The organism is Mesorhizobium sp. M7A.F.Ca.MR.245.00.0.0 (assembly GCF_003997415.1).
Taxonomy (GTDB): Bacteria; Pseudomonadota; Alphaproteobacteria; order Rhizobiales; family Rhizobiaceae; genus Mesorhizobium.
In genome coordinates this window covers 15450-33146 of the sequence record NZ_RZTE01000041.1, presented here as the reverse complement: position 1 = coordinate 33146, position 17697 = coordinate 15450, and the positions used below count along the sequence as shown (strand labels likewise).

Annotated in this window: 16 protein-coding genes; 13 read left to right on the top strand and 3 right to left on the bottom strand. The window is 64.2% G+C overall.

From position 1 onward, the window contains the following. Both EOB80_RS28155 and EOB80_RS28150 read left to right on the top strand, forming a co-directional pair. Window positions 1–1228, top strand: a 1228-nt coding sequence (locus EOB80_RS28155) for an aconitase X (RefSeq protein ID WP_245466467.1), incomplete at its 5' end; no start/stop codon positions are given. Next, the gene (locus EOB80_RS28150; RefSeq protein ID WP_127331068.1) at window positions 1225–1683 is read left to right on the top strand and encodes a DUF126 domain-containing protein; all 459 of its coding nucleotides are present in this window, start codon (window positions 1225–1227) and stop codon (window positions 1681–1683) included. The genes EOB80_RS28155 and EOB80_RS28150, both read left to right, overlap by 4 nt. On the opposite strand, the gene EOB80_RS28145 is transcribed toward EOB80_RS28150, so the two are convergent. Together EOB80_RS28145 and EOB80_RS28140 are read right to left on the bottom strand one after the other, a co-directional pair. Next, window positions 1644–2729: a siderophore-interacting protein gene (locus EOB80_RS28145; RefSeq protein ID WP_127331066.1), complete on the bottom strand. Its 1086-nt coding sequence runs from the start codon at window positions 2727–2729 to the stop codon at window positions 1644–1646. The genes EOB80_RS28150 and EOB80_RS28145 overlap by 40 nt on opposite strands. Window positions 2730–2731: 2 nt before the next feature. Continuing rightward, complete coding sequence (locus tag EOB80_RS28140) at window positions 2732–4858, bottom strand: TonB-dependent hemoglobin/transferrin/lactoferrin family receptor (protein WP_127331064.1); 2127 nt, start codon at window positions 4856–4858, stop codon at window positions 2732–2734. A 186-nt stretch (window positions 4859–5044) separates the two neighbouring features. Between EOB80_RS28140 and EOB80_RS28135 the strand changes: the two genes are divergently transcribed. From EOB80_RS28135 to EOB80_RS28105, 7 genes are all read left to right on the top strand, one after another. Next, on the top strand, window positions 5045–5989 hold the full coding sequence (locus EOB80_RS28135; RefSeq protein ID WP_127331062.1) for an ABC transporter substrate-binding protein: 945 nt from the start codon (window positions 5045–5047) through the stop codon (window positions 5987–5989). Between the two features lie 283 nt (window positions 5990–6272). Beyond that, window positions 6273–6869, top strand: coding sequence for a thioredoxin family protein (locus EOB80_RS28130; protein ID WP_127331060.1), 597 nt, complete (start codon window positions 6273–6275; stop codon window positions 6867–6869). A 30-nt stretch (window positions 6870–6899) separates the two neighbouring features. Continuing rightward, window positions 6900–8525 carry an FAD-binding protein gene (locus EOB80_RS28125; RefSeq protein WP_127331058.1) on the top strand — a complete coding sequence of 542 codons (1626 nt, stop codon included), beginning with the start codon at window positions 6900–6902 and terminating at the stop codon, window positions 8523–8525. Further along, the gene (locus tag EOB80_RS28120) at window positions 8522–8848 is read left to right on the top strand and encodes a ferredoxin family protein (RefSeq protein ID WP_127270526.1); all 327 of its coding nucleotides are present in this window, start codon (window positions 8522–8524) and stop codon (window positions 8846–8848) included. The genes EOB80_RS28125 and EOB80_RS28120 overlap by 4 nt, the downstream gene beginning before the upstream one ends. 32 nt (window positions 8849–8880) lie before the next feature. Continuing rightward, window positions 8881–9717, top strand: coding sequence for an ABC transporter ATP-binding protein (locus EOB80_RS28115; protein WP_127331104.1), 837 nt, complete (start codon window positions 8881–8883; stop codon window positions 9715–9717). Between the two features lie 12 nt (window positions 9718–9729). Continuing rightward, window positions 9730–10626 carry an ABC transporter permease gene (locus EOB80_RS28110; RefSeq protein WP_127331056.1) on the top strand — a complete coding sequence of 299 codons (897 nt, stop codon included), beginning with the start codon at window positions 9730–9732 and terminating at the stop codon, window positions 10624–10626. Window positions 10627–10662: 36 nt separating this feature from the next. Next, window positions 10663–11682 (top strand): aliphatic sulfonate ABC transporter substrate-binding protein, encoded by a 1020-nt coding sequence (locus EOB80_RS28105; protein WP_127331054.1) that lies wholly within the window; start codon window positions 10663–10665, stop codon window positions 11680–11682. A gap of 49 nt (window positions 11683–11731) precedes the next feature. On the opposite strand, the gene EOB80_RS28100 is transcribed toward EOB80_RS28105, so the two are convergent. Next, window positions 11732–12760: a LacI family DNA-binding transcriptional regulator gene (locus tag EOB80_RS28100; RefSeq protein WP_127331052.1), complete on the bottom strand. Its 1029-nt coding sequence runs from the start codon at window positions 12758–12760 to the stop codon at window positions 11732–11734. Window positions 12761–13096: 336 nt separating this feature from the next. Here EOB80_RS28100 and EOB80_RS28095 point away from each other — a divergent pair, with 336 nt between their 5' ends. The 4 genes from EOB80_RS28095 (at window position 13097) to EOB80_RS28080 (ending at window position 17696) form a co-directional block, all read left to right on the top strand. Beyond that, entirely contained in the window at window positions 13097–14710 is a 1614-nt protein-coding gene (locus tag EOB80_RS28095; RefSeq protein ID WP_127331050.1) for an extracellular solute-binding protein, read from the top strand. An 81-nt stretch (window positions 14711–14791) separates the two neighbouring features. Continuing rightward, window positions 14792–15652: a carbohydrate ABC transporter permease gene (locus EOB80_RS28090; RefSeq protein WP_127331048.1), complete on the top strand. Its 861-nt coding sequence runs from the start codon at window positions 14792–14794 to the stop codon at window positions 15650–15652. Then, complete coding sequence (locus tag EOB80_RS28085; RefSeq protein ID WP_127331046.1) at window positions 15649–16608, top strand: sugar ABC transporter permease; 960 nt, start codon at window positions 15649–15651, stop codon at window positions 16606–16608. Before EOB80_RS28090 ends, EOB80_RS28085 begins: the two co-directional genes overlap by 4 nt. Further along, window positions 16605–17696 (top strand): ABC transporter ATP-binding protein, encoded by a 1092-nt coding sequence (locus EOB80_RS28080; RefSeq protein ID WP_127331044.1) that lies wholly within the window; start codon window positions 16605–16607, stop codon window positions 17694–17696. The genes EOB80_RS28085 and EOB80_RS28080 overlap by 4 nt, the downstream gene beginning before the upstream one ends. Window position 17697 lies beyond the last annotated feature (1 nt).

The following is a 17697-nucleotide window of genomic DNA, read 5'->3' as shown; positions in this document are numbered from 1 at the left end:
GGACCGAGCCATGCTCGATGGCGAGCAGGGCTCGTCCGCCGCCGCTGCCATGAAAATCCTGGCAGGGTTTTCCAATGCGGTCGGTGCGGGCAGCCTGCTCGACATTACCGGCGCCCATATCGATGGCTGTCTCTACCACGGCAAGGCCGGTCTCGATTTCGTCGAGCGGCTGGTCGAAGGCGGTGGCCGCGTTCAGGTGCCGACGACGCTGAATGTCGGTTCGTTCGATCTCATCCATCCCGGCATGGCCAAGATGCCCCTAGCGGAAGAGGTGCCGGCGCGGCGGCTGATGAAGGCGCATCTGGAACTCGGCTGCCAGGCGACCTTCACCTGCGCGCCCTACCAGACGCGCTTTCGGCCAAGCTTTGGCCAGCAGATCGCCTGGGGTGAGTCCAACGCCATCGTCTTTGCCAATTCGGTGATCGGCGCGCGCACCAACCGCTATGGCGATTTCATCGATCTGTGCTGCGCCATGACCGGCCGCGCGCCGGCCTGGGGCCTGCATCTGAGCGAGAACCGGCGCGGCCGGATCCTGTTCGAACTGGATGTTCCAGACGGCGAGCTGAGTGACAGCCTTTTCGTCGGCGTCGGGCTATTCATTGGGCAAGCGAGTGGCGACCGCGTTCCGGTGATTGCCGGTCTGCCGCGGCCGCGTGACGAGGACCAGCTGAAGGCGCTGGGTGCGGCGGCTGCAACGACGGGTGCTGTGGCGCTGTTCCATGCGGTCGGCATCACGCCGGAAGCGATGACGCTCGATGAGGCGTTCCAGGGTCATGCGCCTGACGAGACGATCCGCATCACCCGCGCCGATATCGGCCATGCGCTGGCCAGGCTATCGAGCGTGCCGGATGGCGCGCCGCTAGCGGCCGTGTCGCTCGGCACGCCGCATTTTTCGCATGAGGAATGGATGCGACTGTTGCCGTTGCTGCGCGAGGCAGCACCCGAAAGGCGCATCCCGATCTATGTCAACACGGGCCGTGCGACCCTGGCGAGACTGCAGGAGGAGGGCGCGCTGGTGGGCATGGAGGCGTTCGGTCTGATCCCGGTCGCCGATACCTGCACCTATGTCACATCGATCCTGGAACGCCTCGACGGCGTGGTCATGACCAATTCCGGCAAATGGGCGCATTACGCGCCGGGCAATATCGGCGTGTCCGTCGCCTTCGCCGAGATGGAGGATTGCATCCGCTCCGCTGCCGTCGGGCATGTCGTGCGGAGCGCCTCATGACGCGACCGGTGGAACGAACCGGCATCTTCCAGTTGGCCGGCGAAGCCAGGGGCCAGGCGCTGGTGTATTCGCAACCGCTGAGCTTCTGGGGCGGCATCGATGCCGAGACGGGCGACATAACAGACCATTCGCATCCCGGTCTCGGCCAGAATGTCGCTGGCAAGATCCTGGTCATGCCGAGCGGGCGCGGCTCATCGTCTTCATCCTCGGTCCTGGCCGAGGCGATCCGCAGGGGAACCGCGCCAACCGGGATTCTTCTGGAGCGGCCGGACCCGATCCTGGCGGTCGGCGCCATCGTTGCCGAGTTTCTTTATGACATCCGCATGCCGCTGGTGGTGTGCGATATTTCGAACCTTGTCTCCGGTGATCAAATTGATATCGGCATCGGCAAAGACGGCGGGCCGATCATCAGAGTTCACCCTGCCATCAATCCGGCAGAGCCACGCCGCCAATAGGCGGCCGCCAGCGTTTGATCGCGACCAAGGCCCAGCGTGTCGCGCCAGTATTCGCGCACGATCTTGGCGGCAGCGGCTTCCGCCGCGAACCAGCCGAAGGCCGAGCCGCCTTGCGGCCAGGCCACCGAGCGGACAGCCTCGGCGAGCAGTCTGTCCTCGCCCGCCGCCACGCCATCCCGTGTCAGCCAATGCACTTCGATGCGGGTGGCATTGTTGATCGCTTGCCTTTCGCCATCATTGGCGATCTCGACAAAGGCGACGCCCTTTGTCTCGGCCGGTAGCGTCTCCAGCAGCCGCGCCAGCGCCGGCAAGCCGGTTTCGTCGGCGCCCAAGACATACCATTCTGCCTGCCGCACCGGACGGCCGACCGGCCCCATGATGCCAACCTTCATGCCGGGCACTGCCTGCATGGCCCAGGCGGAGCCGACGCTGTCACCCGGATGGATCAGGAAGTCGACGTCGATGAGGCCCGTTTCCACGTCGAGCGTGCGGATGGTGTAGACGCGCGCCACCGGGCGCCGGTCGTCGGCGGGCCAAGCCGGCAGGCCATTGCCGCCCAGCACTGGCCACAGCGGATCGGGCACCTCCCTGGTCGGAAACAGCATGCGGATGTGCATGCCGCCGAATTTGGTGAAACGCGAGAGATTCTCGCCGGCCAGCCGGATGCGGCGCATGTGCGGGGTGAGGTCGCGAATATCCGTCACCACCATCTCGCGGAACTGGGCGAGGCTGGTTTCGCCTGAGAGATCGCCGGTCCAGACGATCTCGGGGTTTTCCTCCTTGGCGTAGACCTGTACGGCTGTGGCCAGCAGGTCCTTGATACGGGCGAGCCCGTCGCGGTCGGCAGCATTGGCCCGCATTACCAGCCGTTCCATGTCGAAAGAGGCCCCGCCGAAGGCAAAGCGGAAATCGATGCGCTTTCCCTCATGCGAGGCATCGGCCTCGAAGCTCCGCAGCCTGTCTGAGATGCTGTCCATGTAGTCCGGCAGACGCCTCAGGTTGAGCCGCGCCTCGCAGGCCAGTTCACGCACCGATGCTTCGTTCATTGTCAGCCTCCGATCCTGCCGGTGAGGGCCACCTTGAAGGTGCGGCCCTTGCCCTGTTCGGTTGCCGCCGAGGTCGACCATGCGCTTTGCGGGTCGGTGTAGGCGGTGTTGAAGATGTTATCGACGCCGAAATCGAGCTTGAGGTTGTCGTTGACGCGCCAGTTGGCGAAGACATTGACCAGATCGAAGGCGTCGTCGACAATCGGCACGGCGTTGGGATTGGTGCGGCTGGTGCGGGTGATCTTGCCGACGCTGAGATATTGCGCGCCGACCGTGAGCTGGTCCTCCAGCATGCGAAAGCCGATTGTGGCCGAGAAGCGGTCGAGCGGCGTGTTGTTCAGCGCCTGGCCGGAATAGACGCCGCTGACGACCTTGGCGTTGATCAGCGCACCGGCGAGGTTCACGAAACCCCAGTTGTACTCATAGACCATCTCGGCCTCGACGCCCTTCAGGCGGGCGTCGCCGATGTTGATTGCCGTGCGCGGCAGGACGGTGAGGTCGACGTCGATATAGTCCTCGACGTCGGTGTGGAAGACGTTGAGCTTGGCGCGCAACCGGTCGCCCGGCGTCAGCAAATCATCGTATTTGACATTGATGCCGGCTTCCCAGCTCTTCGCCGTTTCGGGCTGCAGCAGGAGATTGGGCCGATAGGTGTCGCCGCCGCCATGCGCGCCGCCGCCACGGAAGACATCCTGCAGGCCAGGCGCCCGGTAGCCTTCGGAGTAGGTGCCATAGAGCTGAAAGCCGTCAAACGGCGTGACGCCGACGGTGAGGCGCGGCGACCAGCGATCGCCGGAGATCGAGGCTTCCTGTGGCGACGGGATGCGCGTCTCGCCATCGAGCTGGTAGCCGTCATAGCGCATCGCAGCTATGGCCTGCAGCCAGTCCTCGTAATCGCCCTGCCACTGCAGGAAGCCGCCATAGCCCTGCTGTTGGCCAGCGCCGAAATGCGCCGCTTCCGAGGAGGCTTCGAGATAGTAGTAATCGAGTCCGTAGGTCAGCGTGTGGGCCAGCCCCCAGGCGTCGAAGCGCGAGGAGTTCTTCACGTTGAAGCCCGAGGTGGCGACATCATAGAAACGGAAATTGCCGATCCCTGAGGCGGGCGCGACCTGCGTCTGCTCGGCGCGGGTGCGGTTGTGATAGGCATTGGCGCTGAAGTCGATCAGCGCGTTGTCGTCGGGCTTCCAGGTATAGGCGGCGGTGTAGGTCTGGTTGGTGGTGTTGGTGTCGTAGCGGCTCAGTGTCGGCGAGGTCGAGCCGCTCGATCCGCTGATCTGGTCGTTGTAGCGCTGCAGGATGGCACCGAGCTTCAGCTTGTGGCCATCGGCCGGGCGCAGAGTCGTCTTCAGATAGCCGCTGGTCACCCGCTCACCGGTCCATGGCACGGTTTCGCCATTGCCGTCGGTGTAGCTGTCGCGGTCGCGGTAGATGAGGTTGCCGATGATGTCGGCGTCGTCGCTGAAGCGGTAGGCGCCGGTGGTGCTGGTGGTGAAGCCGTCGCCATTATCCTCGTAGCCGAGCTTCTCGCTCAGCGCCCAGCGTTCATCCTTCTTGAGGAAATCACCGGCATCCTTGGTCTCGAAGGAGACGACGCCGCCGATGCCGCCCGAGCCATAGGCATTCGACACCGGGCCGCGAATGACGGTGGCTTCCTTGATCAGATCGGGTTCGACATAGAACGAGCCAGAGCCATGACCGACGCGCCAATAGTCCTGGCGGGCGCCGTCGAGGGTGACGACGACGCGGCCATATTGTTCCAGGCCGCGGATGTTGATGGCGGTTGCGGGATCGTCGCCATTCATCGAGGCAGCGACGCCCGGCGTGGTGCGGAAGATGTCGGCGGCGGTGTCGGGCTGGATGCGGTCGAGTTCGTCCTGATCGATGGCGCTGATGGCGGCCATCGATTCGATCACCGCCGTCTTGATCATCGTCGCCGAGATGGTGATCACGTCGAGCATGGTCGCCGGCTGGTTCTGCGCGGGATTGGCCGGCGCCAGGCGGCCGGCCTTGGCGGCGGCCTTTTTCTCCTGGTCCTGTTCCTGCGCGTTGGCAAAAGGCACGGCGCAGAGGCCGAGCACGAAGGCGAGCGCGGTGCTCGCCATCAAGGTCGTGTTTGTTGTCGTTGTCATAGTCATGCAGCCCCCAAGCAAAAGCAAAACTGCTGGCGGTGGCTGAAGGGCCTTGGCTGGCATGATCGAGAATCCCTCGACCAGGCGGGCCGGGGCAGGGGTCACATATTAAAACATGATGACATAAGTCAACTTTAAATTTATAGCCGACCGTCATCGAGAAGCATTTGGCACTGGAGCAGCGGCATGGTCGGAAGTGTGGGCGATGGCAAGAGGATCGGCTGGTTGCAACCGGGCAGGATCGCGGCGGTGCTGCTTCTGACGCTGTCGGTGCTGGCGCCTTCCTGTGGTTTCAAGGCGCTGGCCGCCGAGACCGTTGTCGACGCGCTGGGCCGCCCCGTCGCGCCGGGACCGGCAACCAGGATCCTGACGCTGGGCTCCGACGTCACCGAGATCGTCCACGCGCTCGGGGCCGGCGAGCGAATCGTCGCTGTCGATCGCGGCAGCAAATATCCGCCTGACGTCGCGCAAAAACCCAATGTCGGCTACCGCCGTCAGCTTTCGGTCGAGGGGCTGGCCAGCCTGCGCCCCGACCTGATCCTGGCCGCCGAAGACAGCGGCCCTCCTGAAGCGGTCGAGGTCTTGAAGTCGCTGGCGATCCCGATCGTCTTCGTCCCGCAGGACAACAGCCCGCAAGGCATCGAGCGCAAGATCACCCTGATCGCCGCCAGCCTTGGGCTCGAGGACAAGGGCAAGGCGGTTTCCGCCGAAGTGCTCACCGCCTTTCAGGCTGCCGCCGATCTCGCCTCGAAAATTCCACCAGAGCGGCGCAAGAAAGTGGTGTTCTTCCATGGCCTGGTGAAGTTGAGTGCAGCCGGCGCCGGCACCTCGGCCGACGCTATCATCCGCTATGCCGGCGGCCTCAACCCGATGGACATCGTGCAGGGCTACAAGGCGGCGTCGGAGGAAAAGCTGGTCGAGATGGCGCCCGATGTCATCCTGATGATGAGCGACGGCAAGGGCGGGCCAACGCCCGAGCAGGTGTTCGGCAACCGCGCGCTGGCGGCAACGCCTGCGGCGGCCAACAAGGCGCTGGTCGTGCTTGACGGCGCCTACATGATCGGCTTCGGCCCGCGCACATCAGATGCGATCCGCGACCTGGCGAAGGCGCTCTATCCGGAAGGGGAATGACGTCGCGAAAATCGCAAGGCGTTTCGGCTGGGCAGTACCAATTCGTCGTCGAACTCGTTGCGCTTGATAAATCCTGTCCGTGCGGATTTCTCCGGATCGGCTTCCGCCCGAACAAACTTGGCGGCTCGGCCTGAAACATTGGCACGATATTCTAAGCCGCGCGGTTGACCGTGAATGTGCTCTCCAGCCTATAATTATACTAAATTCATAGACTAACTGCGAACGTTCGAGGCGCTCGCACCTTGGCCTGTGAAAACCGGCTGCACAAAGGGAGCGCGCATCGATGCCGAAGACAGAGTCCAATCCGATCGACCTCGGCACCAGGGCGGCCGATTTCCTGCTGCCCGACGCGCAAGGCGTGCTGCACCGCCTCGCCGATTTCGACGCCAAGCCGGCCTTGCTCGTCGCCTTCATCTCCAACCGCTGCCCGTTCGTCGTGCTGATCCGTGAGCAGCTTGCCGCTTTCGCCAGGGATTATGCGGGCAAGGGGCTGCAAGTGGTGGCGATCAACGCCAATGACCATGAGGCGCATCCGGAGGAGACGCTGGCCCGCATCGGCGAAGAGGCCGAAAAATTCGGCTATTCCTTCCCCTATCTCAAGGACGCGTCGCAGCAGACGGCGAAGGCCTACGGCGCCGCCTGCACACCCGACTTCTTCCTGTTCGATGCCGACCGGCGGCTCGCCTATCACGGCCAGTTCGACGATGCGCGGCCGGGTAATGGCAAGCCGGTGACCGGTGACGATCTGCGGGCAGCGGTCGACACGGTGCTGGAGGGCGGCAGGCCCACTGCCAGCCAGGTGCCGTCGATCGGCTGCAACATCAAGTGGAGCGCCGGCAACGAGCCGGTCTGGTCTTCCAGCGCGGCCCGCGCGGCCTAGCGCCGTCCTCGACGCATTCGCCAGGTATCCATGCCCAAGCCGCAAAAATCCGTTTCTGACAGCTTGCTGCTCCAGGCCGACGTGCTGGTGCTGGGCGGAGGTCCGTCAGCGGCCTGGGCGGCTGTCGCTGCGGCCGAGAGCGGCGCCAAGGTGGTGCTGGCCGACAAAGGTTATCTTGGCACCAGTGGCGCCACCGCGCCCTCCAACACCGGCACCTGGTGCGTGCCGCCGGGCGACAACAGGCATGCCGTCGTTGAGCGGCGTTGGCAGCGCACCGGCGAACTCGCCGACCCGCGCTGGATGCTGCGCTGCGTCGATACCGCCTACCGCAATCTGCTCAGGCTGTCCGAATGGGGCTATCCCTTTCCGAGCGAGGATGACGGCCGGCTCTACATCGCCAATCTGCGCGGGCCGGACTACATGCGCTTCATGCGCCGCCGGGTGCTGTTGGCCGGCGTCACCGTGCTCGACCATCACCCGGCGCTCGAACTTCTGTCCGACGGCGATGCCATCGTTGGCGCCGCCGGTGTCGCCCGGCAGATCGGCCAGGACTGGCGCGTCGACGCCAACGCGGTGGTGCTGGCGACGGGCGGCTGCGCTTTCCGCGAGCGCATCCTCGGCGCGACCGGGCTGACCGGCGACGGCTATCTGATGGCGGCGGAAGCCGGCGCCAGCCTGTCGGGCATGGAGTTCACCGGCAAGTACACGCTGGCGCCCTATGGCTCCTCATTGAACAAGGGCCTGCCGTTCCGCTGGGCCTCGTTCCATCGCGAGGATGGTTCGCCGATCCTCGGGCCGACCGGCGAGCCTCTGCGAAACGGCATCGGCGACCGCGAGGAGGAAGTGGCGCGTGCGCTGATCGACGGCCCGGTCTATGCGCGGCTCGATCAAGCCGAGCCGGCGCTGCAAGGCTGGCTGCGCCAGGGCCAGCCGAACTGCTTCGTGCCCTATGACCGCGCCGGCATCGATCCGTTCAGCGAACTGTTCCGCATCACCTTGCGCGCCGAAGGCACGGTGCGCGGCACCGGCGGCATCGAAATCGTCTCCGACGATTGCGCCACCGGCGTGCCCGGCCTCTATGTTGCCGGCGATGCCGCCAGCCGCGAGATGATGACCGGTGCGGTATCAGGCGGCGGCGCCGTCAATTCATCCTGGGCGCTGGCCAGCGGCTGGTGGGCCGGCAAAGGTGCCTCGACCCATGCCAAGCGCCGGACCGGCAAGGCGTTCCGCAGCGCGGTGCAATCGCTCGGCCAGGCCGGCTTGCGTCCTGCATCATCGGCGAGGGCCGACATCTCGGCGGGCGAAGTTATCGAGGCGGTGCGTAGCGAAGTCACGCCGCTCGACAAGAATTTCTTCCGCACTGGCGAGGCCCTGGAGAAAAGCGGCGAGCGGCTGGAGAGTGTCTGGCGCGACGTGCGCAGCCATCTGCAAGGCGAGGGGCTGGACCGGGTCCGTACCCGAGAGGCAGCTTCGATCGCCGCTGCTGGGCGTTGGTCCGTGGCCGCCGCGCTGCACCGCACCGAGAGCCGCGGCATGCACCGCCGCACCGATCTGCCGGGCAAGAGCCCGGCCTTCGCGCACCGGCTGGTCATCACCGGTGTGGATGCGTTCCGCATCGCAGGTGCGCCTGAGCGGCTGGCGGAGCTGGCGTCATGATCGAGATCGTCTCGGCCACGCGCTGCGTCGAATGCGACATCTGCGTCAAGGTGTGCCCGGCCAACGTCTTCGACGCGACCGACAATGGCGTGCCGGTGATCGCTCGCCAGGAGGACTGCCAGACCTGCTTTCTTTGCGAGATCTATTGCCCGACCGACGCGCTTTACGTGGCCGAGTTCGCCGAAGGGCCGACCGGCATCACGGAAGCTCAGGCCGACGCCCGCCAGATGTTCGGCTCCTATGCCCGCGCGCTTGGCTGGAAGCGCGGCAAGGCGGGCGGCTCGGAATTCGACCCGACGCACCGCATCCGCGTGGCGCAGTGAACCGATCGGAGACAGATATGGATCGCCCGAACATGGACCGGATCGTCGTCAGCGACATCAGCAAGACCTTCCAGCTCAAGCTGGGGCAGTTCGTCACCGTGGATGGCGAGGCGACCGACCGCGTCACCGTGCTCGACGGCGTCGATCTTTCCATCCGCAAGGGCGAGTTCATCACGCTGGTCGGCCCGAGCGGCTCGGGCAAGTCGGTGCTGCTCGATATCATTGGCGGGCTGACGCAGGCGACCGACGGCAACGTCCAGCTCGACGGCAGGCGCATCACCAGGCCCGATCCAAAGACCGGCTATGTCTTCCAGCAATATGCGCTGTTTCCCTGGCGCACGGCGCTCGCCAACATCGAATATGCGCTGGAAGTGCGCGGCGTAGCCAAGGCCGAGCGTGCCGCCACAGCCCGCCATCTGTTGGCGCTGTTCGGCCTTGCCGGTTTCGAGGACCGTTTTCCCAACCAGCTGTCCGGCGGCATGCAGCAGCGTGTGGCGATCGCGCGTGCGCTGGCCAGCAACCCGGAAGTGCTGCTGATGGACGAGCCGTTCGCGGCGCTCGACCAGCAGACGCGCGAGCTTCTGCAAGGCGAGCTGCTGCGGATCTGGGGCAAGATCAACACCACGGTGATTTTTGTCACCCACTCGATCGACGAGGCGATCTTCCTCGCCGACCGCGTCGTGGTGATGACAGCGCGGCCGGGCGCGGTGAAGGAGATCATCGACATCGACCTGCCACGGCCGCGCGACGGCGACATCCGCGCCAGCGCCGAATTCAATCTATATCGCGCTCGCGTCTGGGACGTGCTGCGCGACGAGGTCAACAAGGCGCAGAAGGACTGGACCCTGTCGCCAGCCTTCAGTCACTGAGGAGCTGGACCAATGGCCTATCTGACCGAGAAGTTTGGCTCCGCGGGAGCGCTCCACCTGTTTGCCGGCGCTGGCGAAACGGTCGCCGCCGCCAGGGTCCCGGCCATCAAGGCCAGCGCCAAGATCCGGAGCAAGAAAGCAAGCCACGGCACGCTCCTCTATGGGCTGCCGCTGCTCGGCCTGTTCTTCCTGCTGTGGGAGATCGCGCCCCGGCTCGGCTGGCTGAACCGCATCTTCTTTCCGCCGCTGAGCGAGGTCCTGGTCGCCTGGTGGGCGCTGCTCGCTTCGGGCGTGCTGATCGAGCATATCGGCATCAGCCTGCAGCGCGCTGCGATCGGCTTCACACTCGGCGTGGCGGTGGCCATCCCCCTCGGTCTGTTGATGGGGCGCTATTCGTTGTTCGAGAAGCTTTCCGACCTCCTGGTGCAGACGCTGCGAAACACATCGCAATTCGCACTGCTGCCGGTGTTCATCCTGTTGCTCGGCATCGGTGAGGAATCGAAGGTCGCGATCACCTTCTACTCCTCGGTTTTCTTTCTCCTCGTCAACACGATCAGTGGCGTCAAGTCGGTGGATCCGCTGCTGATCAAGGCGGCGCGCTCGATGGGTACGTCCGACTTCGATCTGTTCCGCAAAGTCATCCTGCCGGCCAGCATTCCCTCGATCGTCGCCGGCGCCCGGCTGGCGGTGAAATCCTCGCTGTTCGCGGTCATCGGCGCCGAGATGCTGGCGGCCAAATCCGGCCTCGGTTTCCTCATCCAGAACTCGCAGCTGATGATGGAAACGGCCGACATGTATGCCGGCATCCTGACGCTGACCGTCATCGGCCTGACCGTCAACTACCTGCTCGTCTGGTTCGAGCGCTGGGCAACAGCCTGGAAAGGCCAGTCCGAGACCTCGCTCATTTAAGCGGTCCATTCATTCCAACCAGGAAGGATTTTTCCCATGCCCAACATTCCATTCGACGCCCTTCGCCGGCTGCTGCTGAAGGGCGCTATTGCCGTCGTCATCGGCCTTGGCGGCATGCCTGCCTTCGCGCAGGACAAGCCTGAAATTATCCGCATCGGCAGCACGGCGCCGGGGCATCTCAAATTCATCATCGCCCAGAAGGACGGCTGGTGGGAGAAGGAATTCGCCAAGGACGGCATCAAGGTCGAACTGGTGACTTTCAATGGTGGTTCGGAGGCGACGACCGCGCTGGCCACCGGTGCAATCGAATTCACCTATACCGGCAACAATCCGGCGCTGCGGGTTGCTGCGTCCGGCGCCGACGTCAAGCTGATCGGCCTGTCGAGCTATGTGAAGGCCGGCGGTTCCTACATCGTCGTCAAGACCGGCTCGCCGCTGAAGACGCTGCAGGATCTCAGGGGCAAGAAGGTCGCCTATCTCACCGGCACGGTGCGGCATTCGAACTTCAGCAAGGCGCTGAACAGCGTCGGCCTGACCACCGGTGACGTCGAAGGTCTGAACCTGCCGTTCGAGGCATCCGGCCCGGCGTTGCTGCGCGGCGATATCGACGCCATTGTCGAGACCGATTCGACGGCGGCCAAGCTGGTCGACACCGGCGAGGCGCGCGTCCTGTTCGACACCAGCACTCATCCGGAATGGAACGTGCCCAACGTCATCTCGGTCAACGGCGCCTTCGCGGCGAAATATCCCGATCTGGTCAAGCGGCTGCTGAAGGTCGATATCGAGATTTCGCGTTGGGCCGATGCCCATCCGGACCAGACGATCAAGACCTTTGTCGAGGCCACCAAGTCATCGGAAAAATCCGTCCGCAAGACCTATGCCGACGGGGTGTTCCATCAGGATCCGAAACTCACGGACGGCGCGATCGCCGCCTTGCAAGGCGAGGAGAAATTCATGGCCAGCGCCGGGCTGCTGAAGGGCTCGATCGACTATGGCAAATGGGTCGACAAGAGCTTTGTCGATGGCGCCGCGGCTGAAGTCGCTGCCGTCCAATAGACTAGAAGCATCGAGCGGGCGGGCGCTTTGCGGCGCCGCCTCGTACAGGTCAAATCTCCGGGATGTTCTCCTTGAAGATCACCTGCAGCCTTGGTTGGTGCAGTTCATAGGGCAGTCCCCGGACCGCATGGATCAGGGTGTTGAGCGCTTCGCGGGCCTCGACGCGCGGGTTCTGGTCGATGACAGCGTCGAGCGTGCCGTCGAGCAGAAGGTCCTTGGTCCCGTCCGTCACTTCGTGGCCGAGGAAGACCATGGACTGGGCGCGGTCGCGCTCCTTGAGCGCGCGGGCGATGCCGGTGTTGCCGGCACCGACATTGTAGATCGCGGCAAGGTCGGGGTGCCGCTCCAGCAGGGCCGATGCCTCCGAATAGGCCTTCTCGCGATCGTCGAGCATTTCGCGCATTTCGACGATCTGCAGATTGGGTGATTCCTCGGTCAGCACGTGGCGGAACCCCATCTCGCGTTCTTCGTGGCCGCGATAGGACAGCGAACCTGCGAACAGCGCCACCTTGCCCGGACGCCCCGATCCCATGAAGCGGTTGAGCAGATAGCCGGCCAGCCGCCCGGCGGCGCGGTTGTCGATGCCGATATACGCGACCCTGGGCACATGCAGGATGTCGGAAGCGATGGTCACCACCTTGATGTCGTTGGCCGACAGGGAGCGGATCGCTTCGCGCACCGTCGGATGGTCGAGTGCGATGACGCCGACGCCTTGCGTCTGTCCGCGCAGATCCTGCAGCAGGCGAGCGAGCCGGTCAGGATTGAAGCCCTCTATGGTGGCGATACGAACATCGAGGTCGGGCCGCGCCAGAGCCTGTGCCTCGATGTGGCGGCGCAGCATCTTGATGAAGGAATTGGTGCCGGCCGGCAGGGCGAAGTCGAGCCGGATGACCTCGCCGGGCGAGGGCCGTGGCGGCGTGCCGTTCGGGCCTTCGGCGATGTAGCCGAGGCGCTGCGCCATTTCGAGCACGATTTCCCGCGTCCGCGCCCGTACGCCGGGCCGGTTGTTGAGCACGCGGTCGACGGTGGCGGCCGAGACGCCGGCCTCCCGGGCTATGTCAGTCAGGGTGGAACGCACCGTCTTTCATCTCCTGCATGCGTCGGATCGGCTGGTGACGGCTTCCGCGTCATCGGCGATTCTGATGGGAAATGATGTATCCGCCCTTGGCCGATGTGCAAGCCGCCGGGCTAAATCAAATGGTCCGGCAGGGCTGCGCAGGGCCGGGAAGGGTCGGGTGCCCTCAAATTGAGGCATCCGGCTTGACGGATGGATCCCGTTTTTGTGCATTTCCTTGCCATATTGCGATGTTATGATGTGTTTTGATTATTTATGATGTTGACAGCCTTGCCATGCTGTCGTCAATATCCCTCATAAGGGTCGTGGAGGAAACGTGGCCCTGAGGGAGGAGTTTCAATGTCTGACTTGATCCGCATCTCGCGGCGCCGGCTGCTGGCATCTGGAGGAAAGGCGGCCGTCATGATGGCCGCTGCTGGTATCGCACCCCAATTCATTCGTCCCGGCCGTGCCTATGCGGCCGACGCGCTGGCGCCAGGCATGATCGGCGGCCCGACGGGCTTCGAAGGGGCCGAGCGCTACCAGTATGGCGCCGATACACCGGAAGGCCGCGCCATCGAGGCGGCGAAGGCGCTGAAGGGCGCCGGCAAGGCGCCGACCAAGATCGTGCTCGGCCTGTCCGACGGCTCGATCGGCCAGCTCACGCAGCCGTTCCCGGCCGGTGCGCCGTCGATCAAGGAGCTGTGGGAAAAGGAAACCGGCATCGCGATCGAAATCGTCGGTCTGCCGAACGGCCAGGAATTCACCAAGACGATGCAGGACATCTCCACCAAGGGTGGGGCCTACGACATCTACTCGACCGAATGGAACCGCCTCGGCGACCTCGCCGAAACCGGCGGCATCGCCAAGCTCGACGACTTTGTCGCGCAGCATAAGCCTGAATGGGACGATCCCGTCAGCGGCTATGTCAACGGCGCCAAGGGCGTGTCGCTGCTCAACAAATACCGCGGCTCGAACTATGGCGTGTCGCTGGACGGCGACTTCCAGACCTGGGTCTACCGCACCGACCTGTTCGGCGACGAAGCCGAGAAGAAGGCCTTCAAGGACAAATACGGCTACGATCTGGCGCCGCCGAAGACCTGGAAGCAGCATGGCGACATCGCCGCCTTCTTCCAGCGACCGGACAAGGGCCTGTTCGGCTCGACCGACCTGCGCAACCAGGGCTGGGGCTACACGAACTGGTACCAGCGCTATGTCTCGATGGCTTCGCCCAACCAGTTCCTGTTTGGCGATGACGGCAAGCCGATGATCAATTCCGAGCAAGGCATCGCCGCCACCAACGAATATGTTGCTTCGCTCGCGCATCATTCGCCGGATGCGATCTCCTGGGGCTGGCCGGAGCAATACGGCAACTTCGCCAAGGGTGGTGCGGCGATGACCTGCGCCTTCTCCAACCTGCCGAAATTCCTCGACAATGCCGGCAACAAGGATTCAGCCGTCACCGGCAAGATCGGCTCGATGCTGCCGCCCGGCCGCGAGATCGGCGGCAAGCTGATCAGCCGTTCCGTGCTGTGGTTTTCGCTGACCGGCATGGTCTCGTCACAGTCGAAGAACCAGGAGGTCGCCTACCTCCTGCTGCAATGGCTGGGCTCGGCCCGCATCTATGCCTGGATGAGTGCCAACCCCGGCGGTTATCTGGACCCGTTCCGGCTTTCGGACTTCTCCGATCCGCTGGTGCGCCAGACCTATCATGCCTACCACATGGACGTCGTGCGCGAGACGGTCGCCCGCACCGTGCCGACCATCAACTATCCCGGCGCGACAGCCTTCCACAATGCGCTCGACGAGAACCTGATGGCGGCGCTGACCAAGGCCAAGACATCGGAGCAGGCGATGGCCGACACCGAGGCAGAGTGGAAGAAGATCGCCCGGCGCACCGGCGAGGACAAACTGCTCGAAGCCATCAAGACCAACAAGGAGGCCTGGCCGACAGTTCTCGATCCAATCGTCTGATCCTTCTCCCTGGATCATATCGAAGGAGGGGAGGAGCTTGCTTCTCCCCTCCGCCCACAACGCCACCAGCAAAGCCGCCAGATGAAGCGTTCCGTTCCTTTCCTGATATTCCGCTATGCGGCGATCTTCGCGGCCATGGCGGTGACGCTGGTGCCGATCCTGTGGATGGTATCGATGGCGTTCAAGCCGATCGCCGAATGGTCGGCGACCGGCGCCGAACTGACCTGGTGGCCGCAGAACCCGACGCTCAGCAATTTCCGTTTCGTCTTCGGCGAGTCGACCAACAATTTGATCGTCGCGCTCGACCGTAACGCGCTGAAGCCGATCCTCGCGTCGCTGCTGTCGGCGGTTTTCGGCACGGTGATCGCCATGTCGGCGGGCACTGCCGCGGCTTATGGGCTGTCGCGTTTCGGCTCCGGCCAGAACCTGCCGCTGGCGCTGATCCAACTCAGGATCTTTCCGCCGATGGCGGTCATGATCCCGGTGATGATCATGTGGGCTTTCCTCAACTTCACCGACAGCTGGTGGGGCCTGGCGCTGATCTACGGCATCGTCACCTTGCCGTTCGCCTTCTGGCTGATGAAGACCTTCTTCGACGACATGCCGCGCGAGATCGAGGAGGCAGCGCTTGTCGAAGGCTGTTCGCGGCTGCGCGTCTTCACCCGCATCACGCTGCCGATGATGCGCGCGCCGCTGGCCAGTGCCGCGCTCTTCGTCTTCATCCTCAACTGGTCGGACTATCTGATCGCGCTGCTTCTGACGACGCGCGAATGGGTGACGATCCCGGTCTACATGGCCTCGCTATCCTCCTCGATGACCGGGCAGCTCTATGGCGCCAAGGCGGCGCTTGGCCTGATCGCGGCCGTGCCGCCGGTGATCATGGGCATCGCCATTCAGCGCCATCTTGTGCGCGGGTTGACGTTCGGGGCGCTCAAGCAATGAGCGCGGTGACTGCCATGACGTCCAAGGATGAGATGAAAGCCGTCGGAGCAAAGCCGGTTTCGCGCGATGAGGGCGCAAGGCTGGGTTTCCGGCTGACATTGCCTGCGCAGATCCTGGTGCTGTTCATCTCGGCCTTCCCGCTGTTGATGCAGCTCTACATCAGCGTCACCGACTGGTCGCCGCTGTCGGGCACCGGCTGGTGGAACGCCTGGTCGATGTGGAACAGCTTTGCCAACTACACCGATCTCGCCGCCGACGCGCGCTTCTGGAGCGCGCTGAAGCGTACGGTCATTGTCATGATCGTCTGCGTGCCGGCGGAATTCCTGCTTGGGCTGGCGCTGGCGACGCTGTTTGCCGACGATTTCCCGGGCAAGCGCGCCTTCTATTCGATCCTGCTGATGCCGATGATGGTGGTGCCGGCGGTGGCCGGCTACATGTTCTTCATGCTGTTCCAGTCGGGAGGGCCGGTGAACGACATCTTGTCGGCGCTCACCGGATCTCCCGTCACCATCGCCTGGCTGTCGGATCCGACTCTGGCGCTGATCGCGGTGATGGTCGCCGACATCTGGCAGTGGACGCCGCTGATGTTCCTCATCCTGCTTGCCGGTCTGGTCGGCGTGCCGGAGGATCAGATCAAGGCGGCGACGCTGCTCGGCGCCAATCCCTGGCAGCGCTTCGTCACCATCGTGCTGCCGAAGATGAAGACGATCATCATCATCGCGCTGGCGATCCGGGTGATCGAGAACTTCAAGATCTTCGACACGCTCTACATCATGACCGGCGGCGGTCCAGGCGTCGCCACCGAAACCATCTCGGTCTACATCTACAAGCTCACCACTCAGGATTTGATCTGGGGCTATGTGGCGGCGATCGCGCTGGCCATTCTGGTCGTGCTGTCGATCGTCGCGGTGTTTGCCATGAAGCGCATGGCGCGGGCACGCGAGGTAGCGGCATGAGCGCGATCCACTTGCAGAACCTGGTCAAGAAATTCGGCGACTTTACCGCGCTCAAGACCATGGACCTGGCAATATCAGACGGCGAGTTCATGGCGCTGCTCGGCCCGTCGGGCTGCGGCAAGTCGACGACGATGAACATGATCGCCGGCATGGAAGAGCCGACCGGCGGCAAGATCCTGTTTGGCGAGCGCGACATGGCCGGCGTGCCGATGGGCCGGCGCGGCGTCGGCTTCGTCTTCCAGAACTACGCCATCTTCACGCATATGACGGTGCGCCAGAACCTTGCCTATGGACCAAAAATGCGAGGGGCTGCCAAAGCCGAGATCGACCGCCGTGTCGGCGCTATCGCTGAGATGCTGCAGCTGACGCCGCTGCTCGACCGCAAGGCCGACAGGCTGTCGGTCAACATATTGCAGCGGGTGGCGATCGGCCGCTCGGCGATCATGGAGCCGGCGATCTTCCTGCTCGACGAGCCGCTGTCCAATGTCGACGCCGCTTTCCGGGCCGTCATGCGCACCGAACTGAAGCAGCTGCAGCGCCAGTTCCGCCAGACCATGGTCTATGTCACCCACGACCAGCTCGAGGCGATGACCATGGCCGACCGCATCGCGGTCATGGATCATGGCGTGCTGCAGCAGGTCGGCACGCCGCTCGAAGTCTACAACGATCCGGCCAATGTCTTCGTCGCCCGCTTTATCGGTGCGCCGGGCATGAATCTGCTCAAGGGCAGGCCGGCGGAGAGCGACCGCGGACTGGTCATCGATCTCGGACCGCTGGGCGTCACGCCGCCGCTGCCGGGCGAACTCGCGATGGCCATGCGCGGTGCGCGCGGCGAGGTGCTTTACGGATTCCGGCCTGAACAGGCGACGTTGGTGCAGAATGGGCAGGGGCTCGCAATGCCGGTGACCTTTGTCGAACGGATCGGTGCGCGCACCATCGTTCATCTCGGCCAGGGCGAGGCGGCTGTGAAAACGGTGTTCGACAATGATGTCGGACTGACTATCGGCGACACCGCTGTCATCGCCCCCACTACGTCGTCGGTGCGCGTCTTCGACGCCGCTACCGGCCTTTCGATGAAGGCAGGTTGAG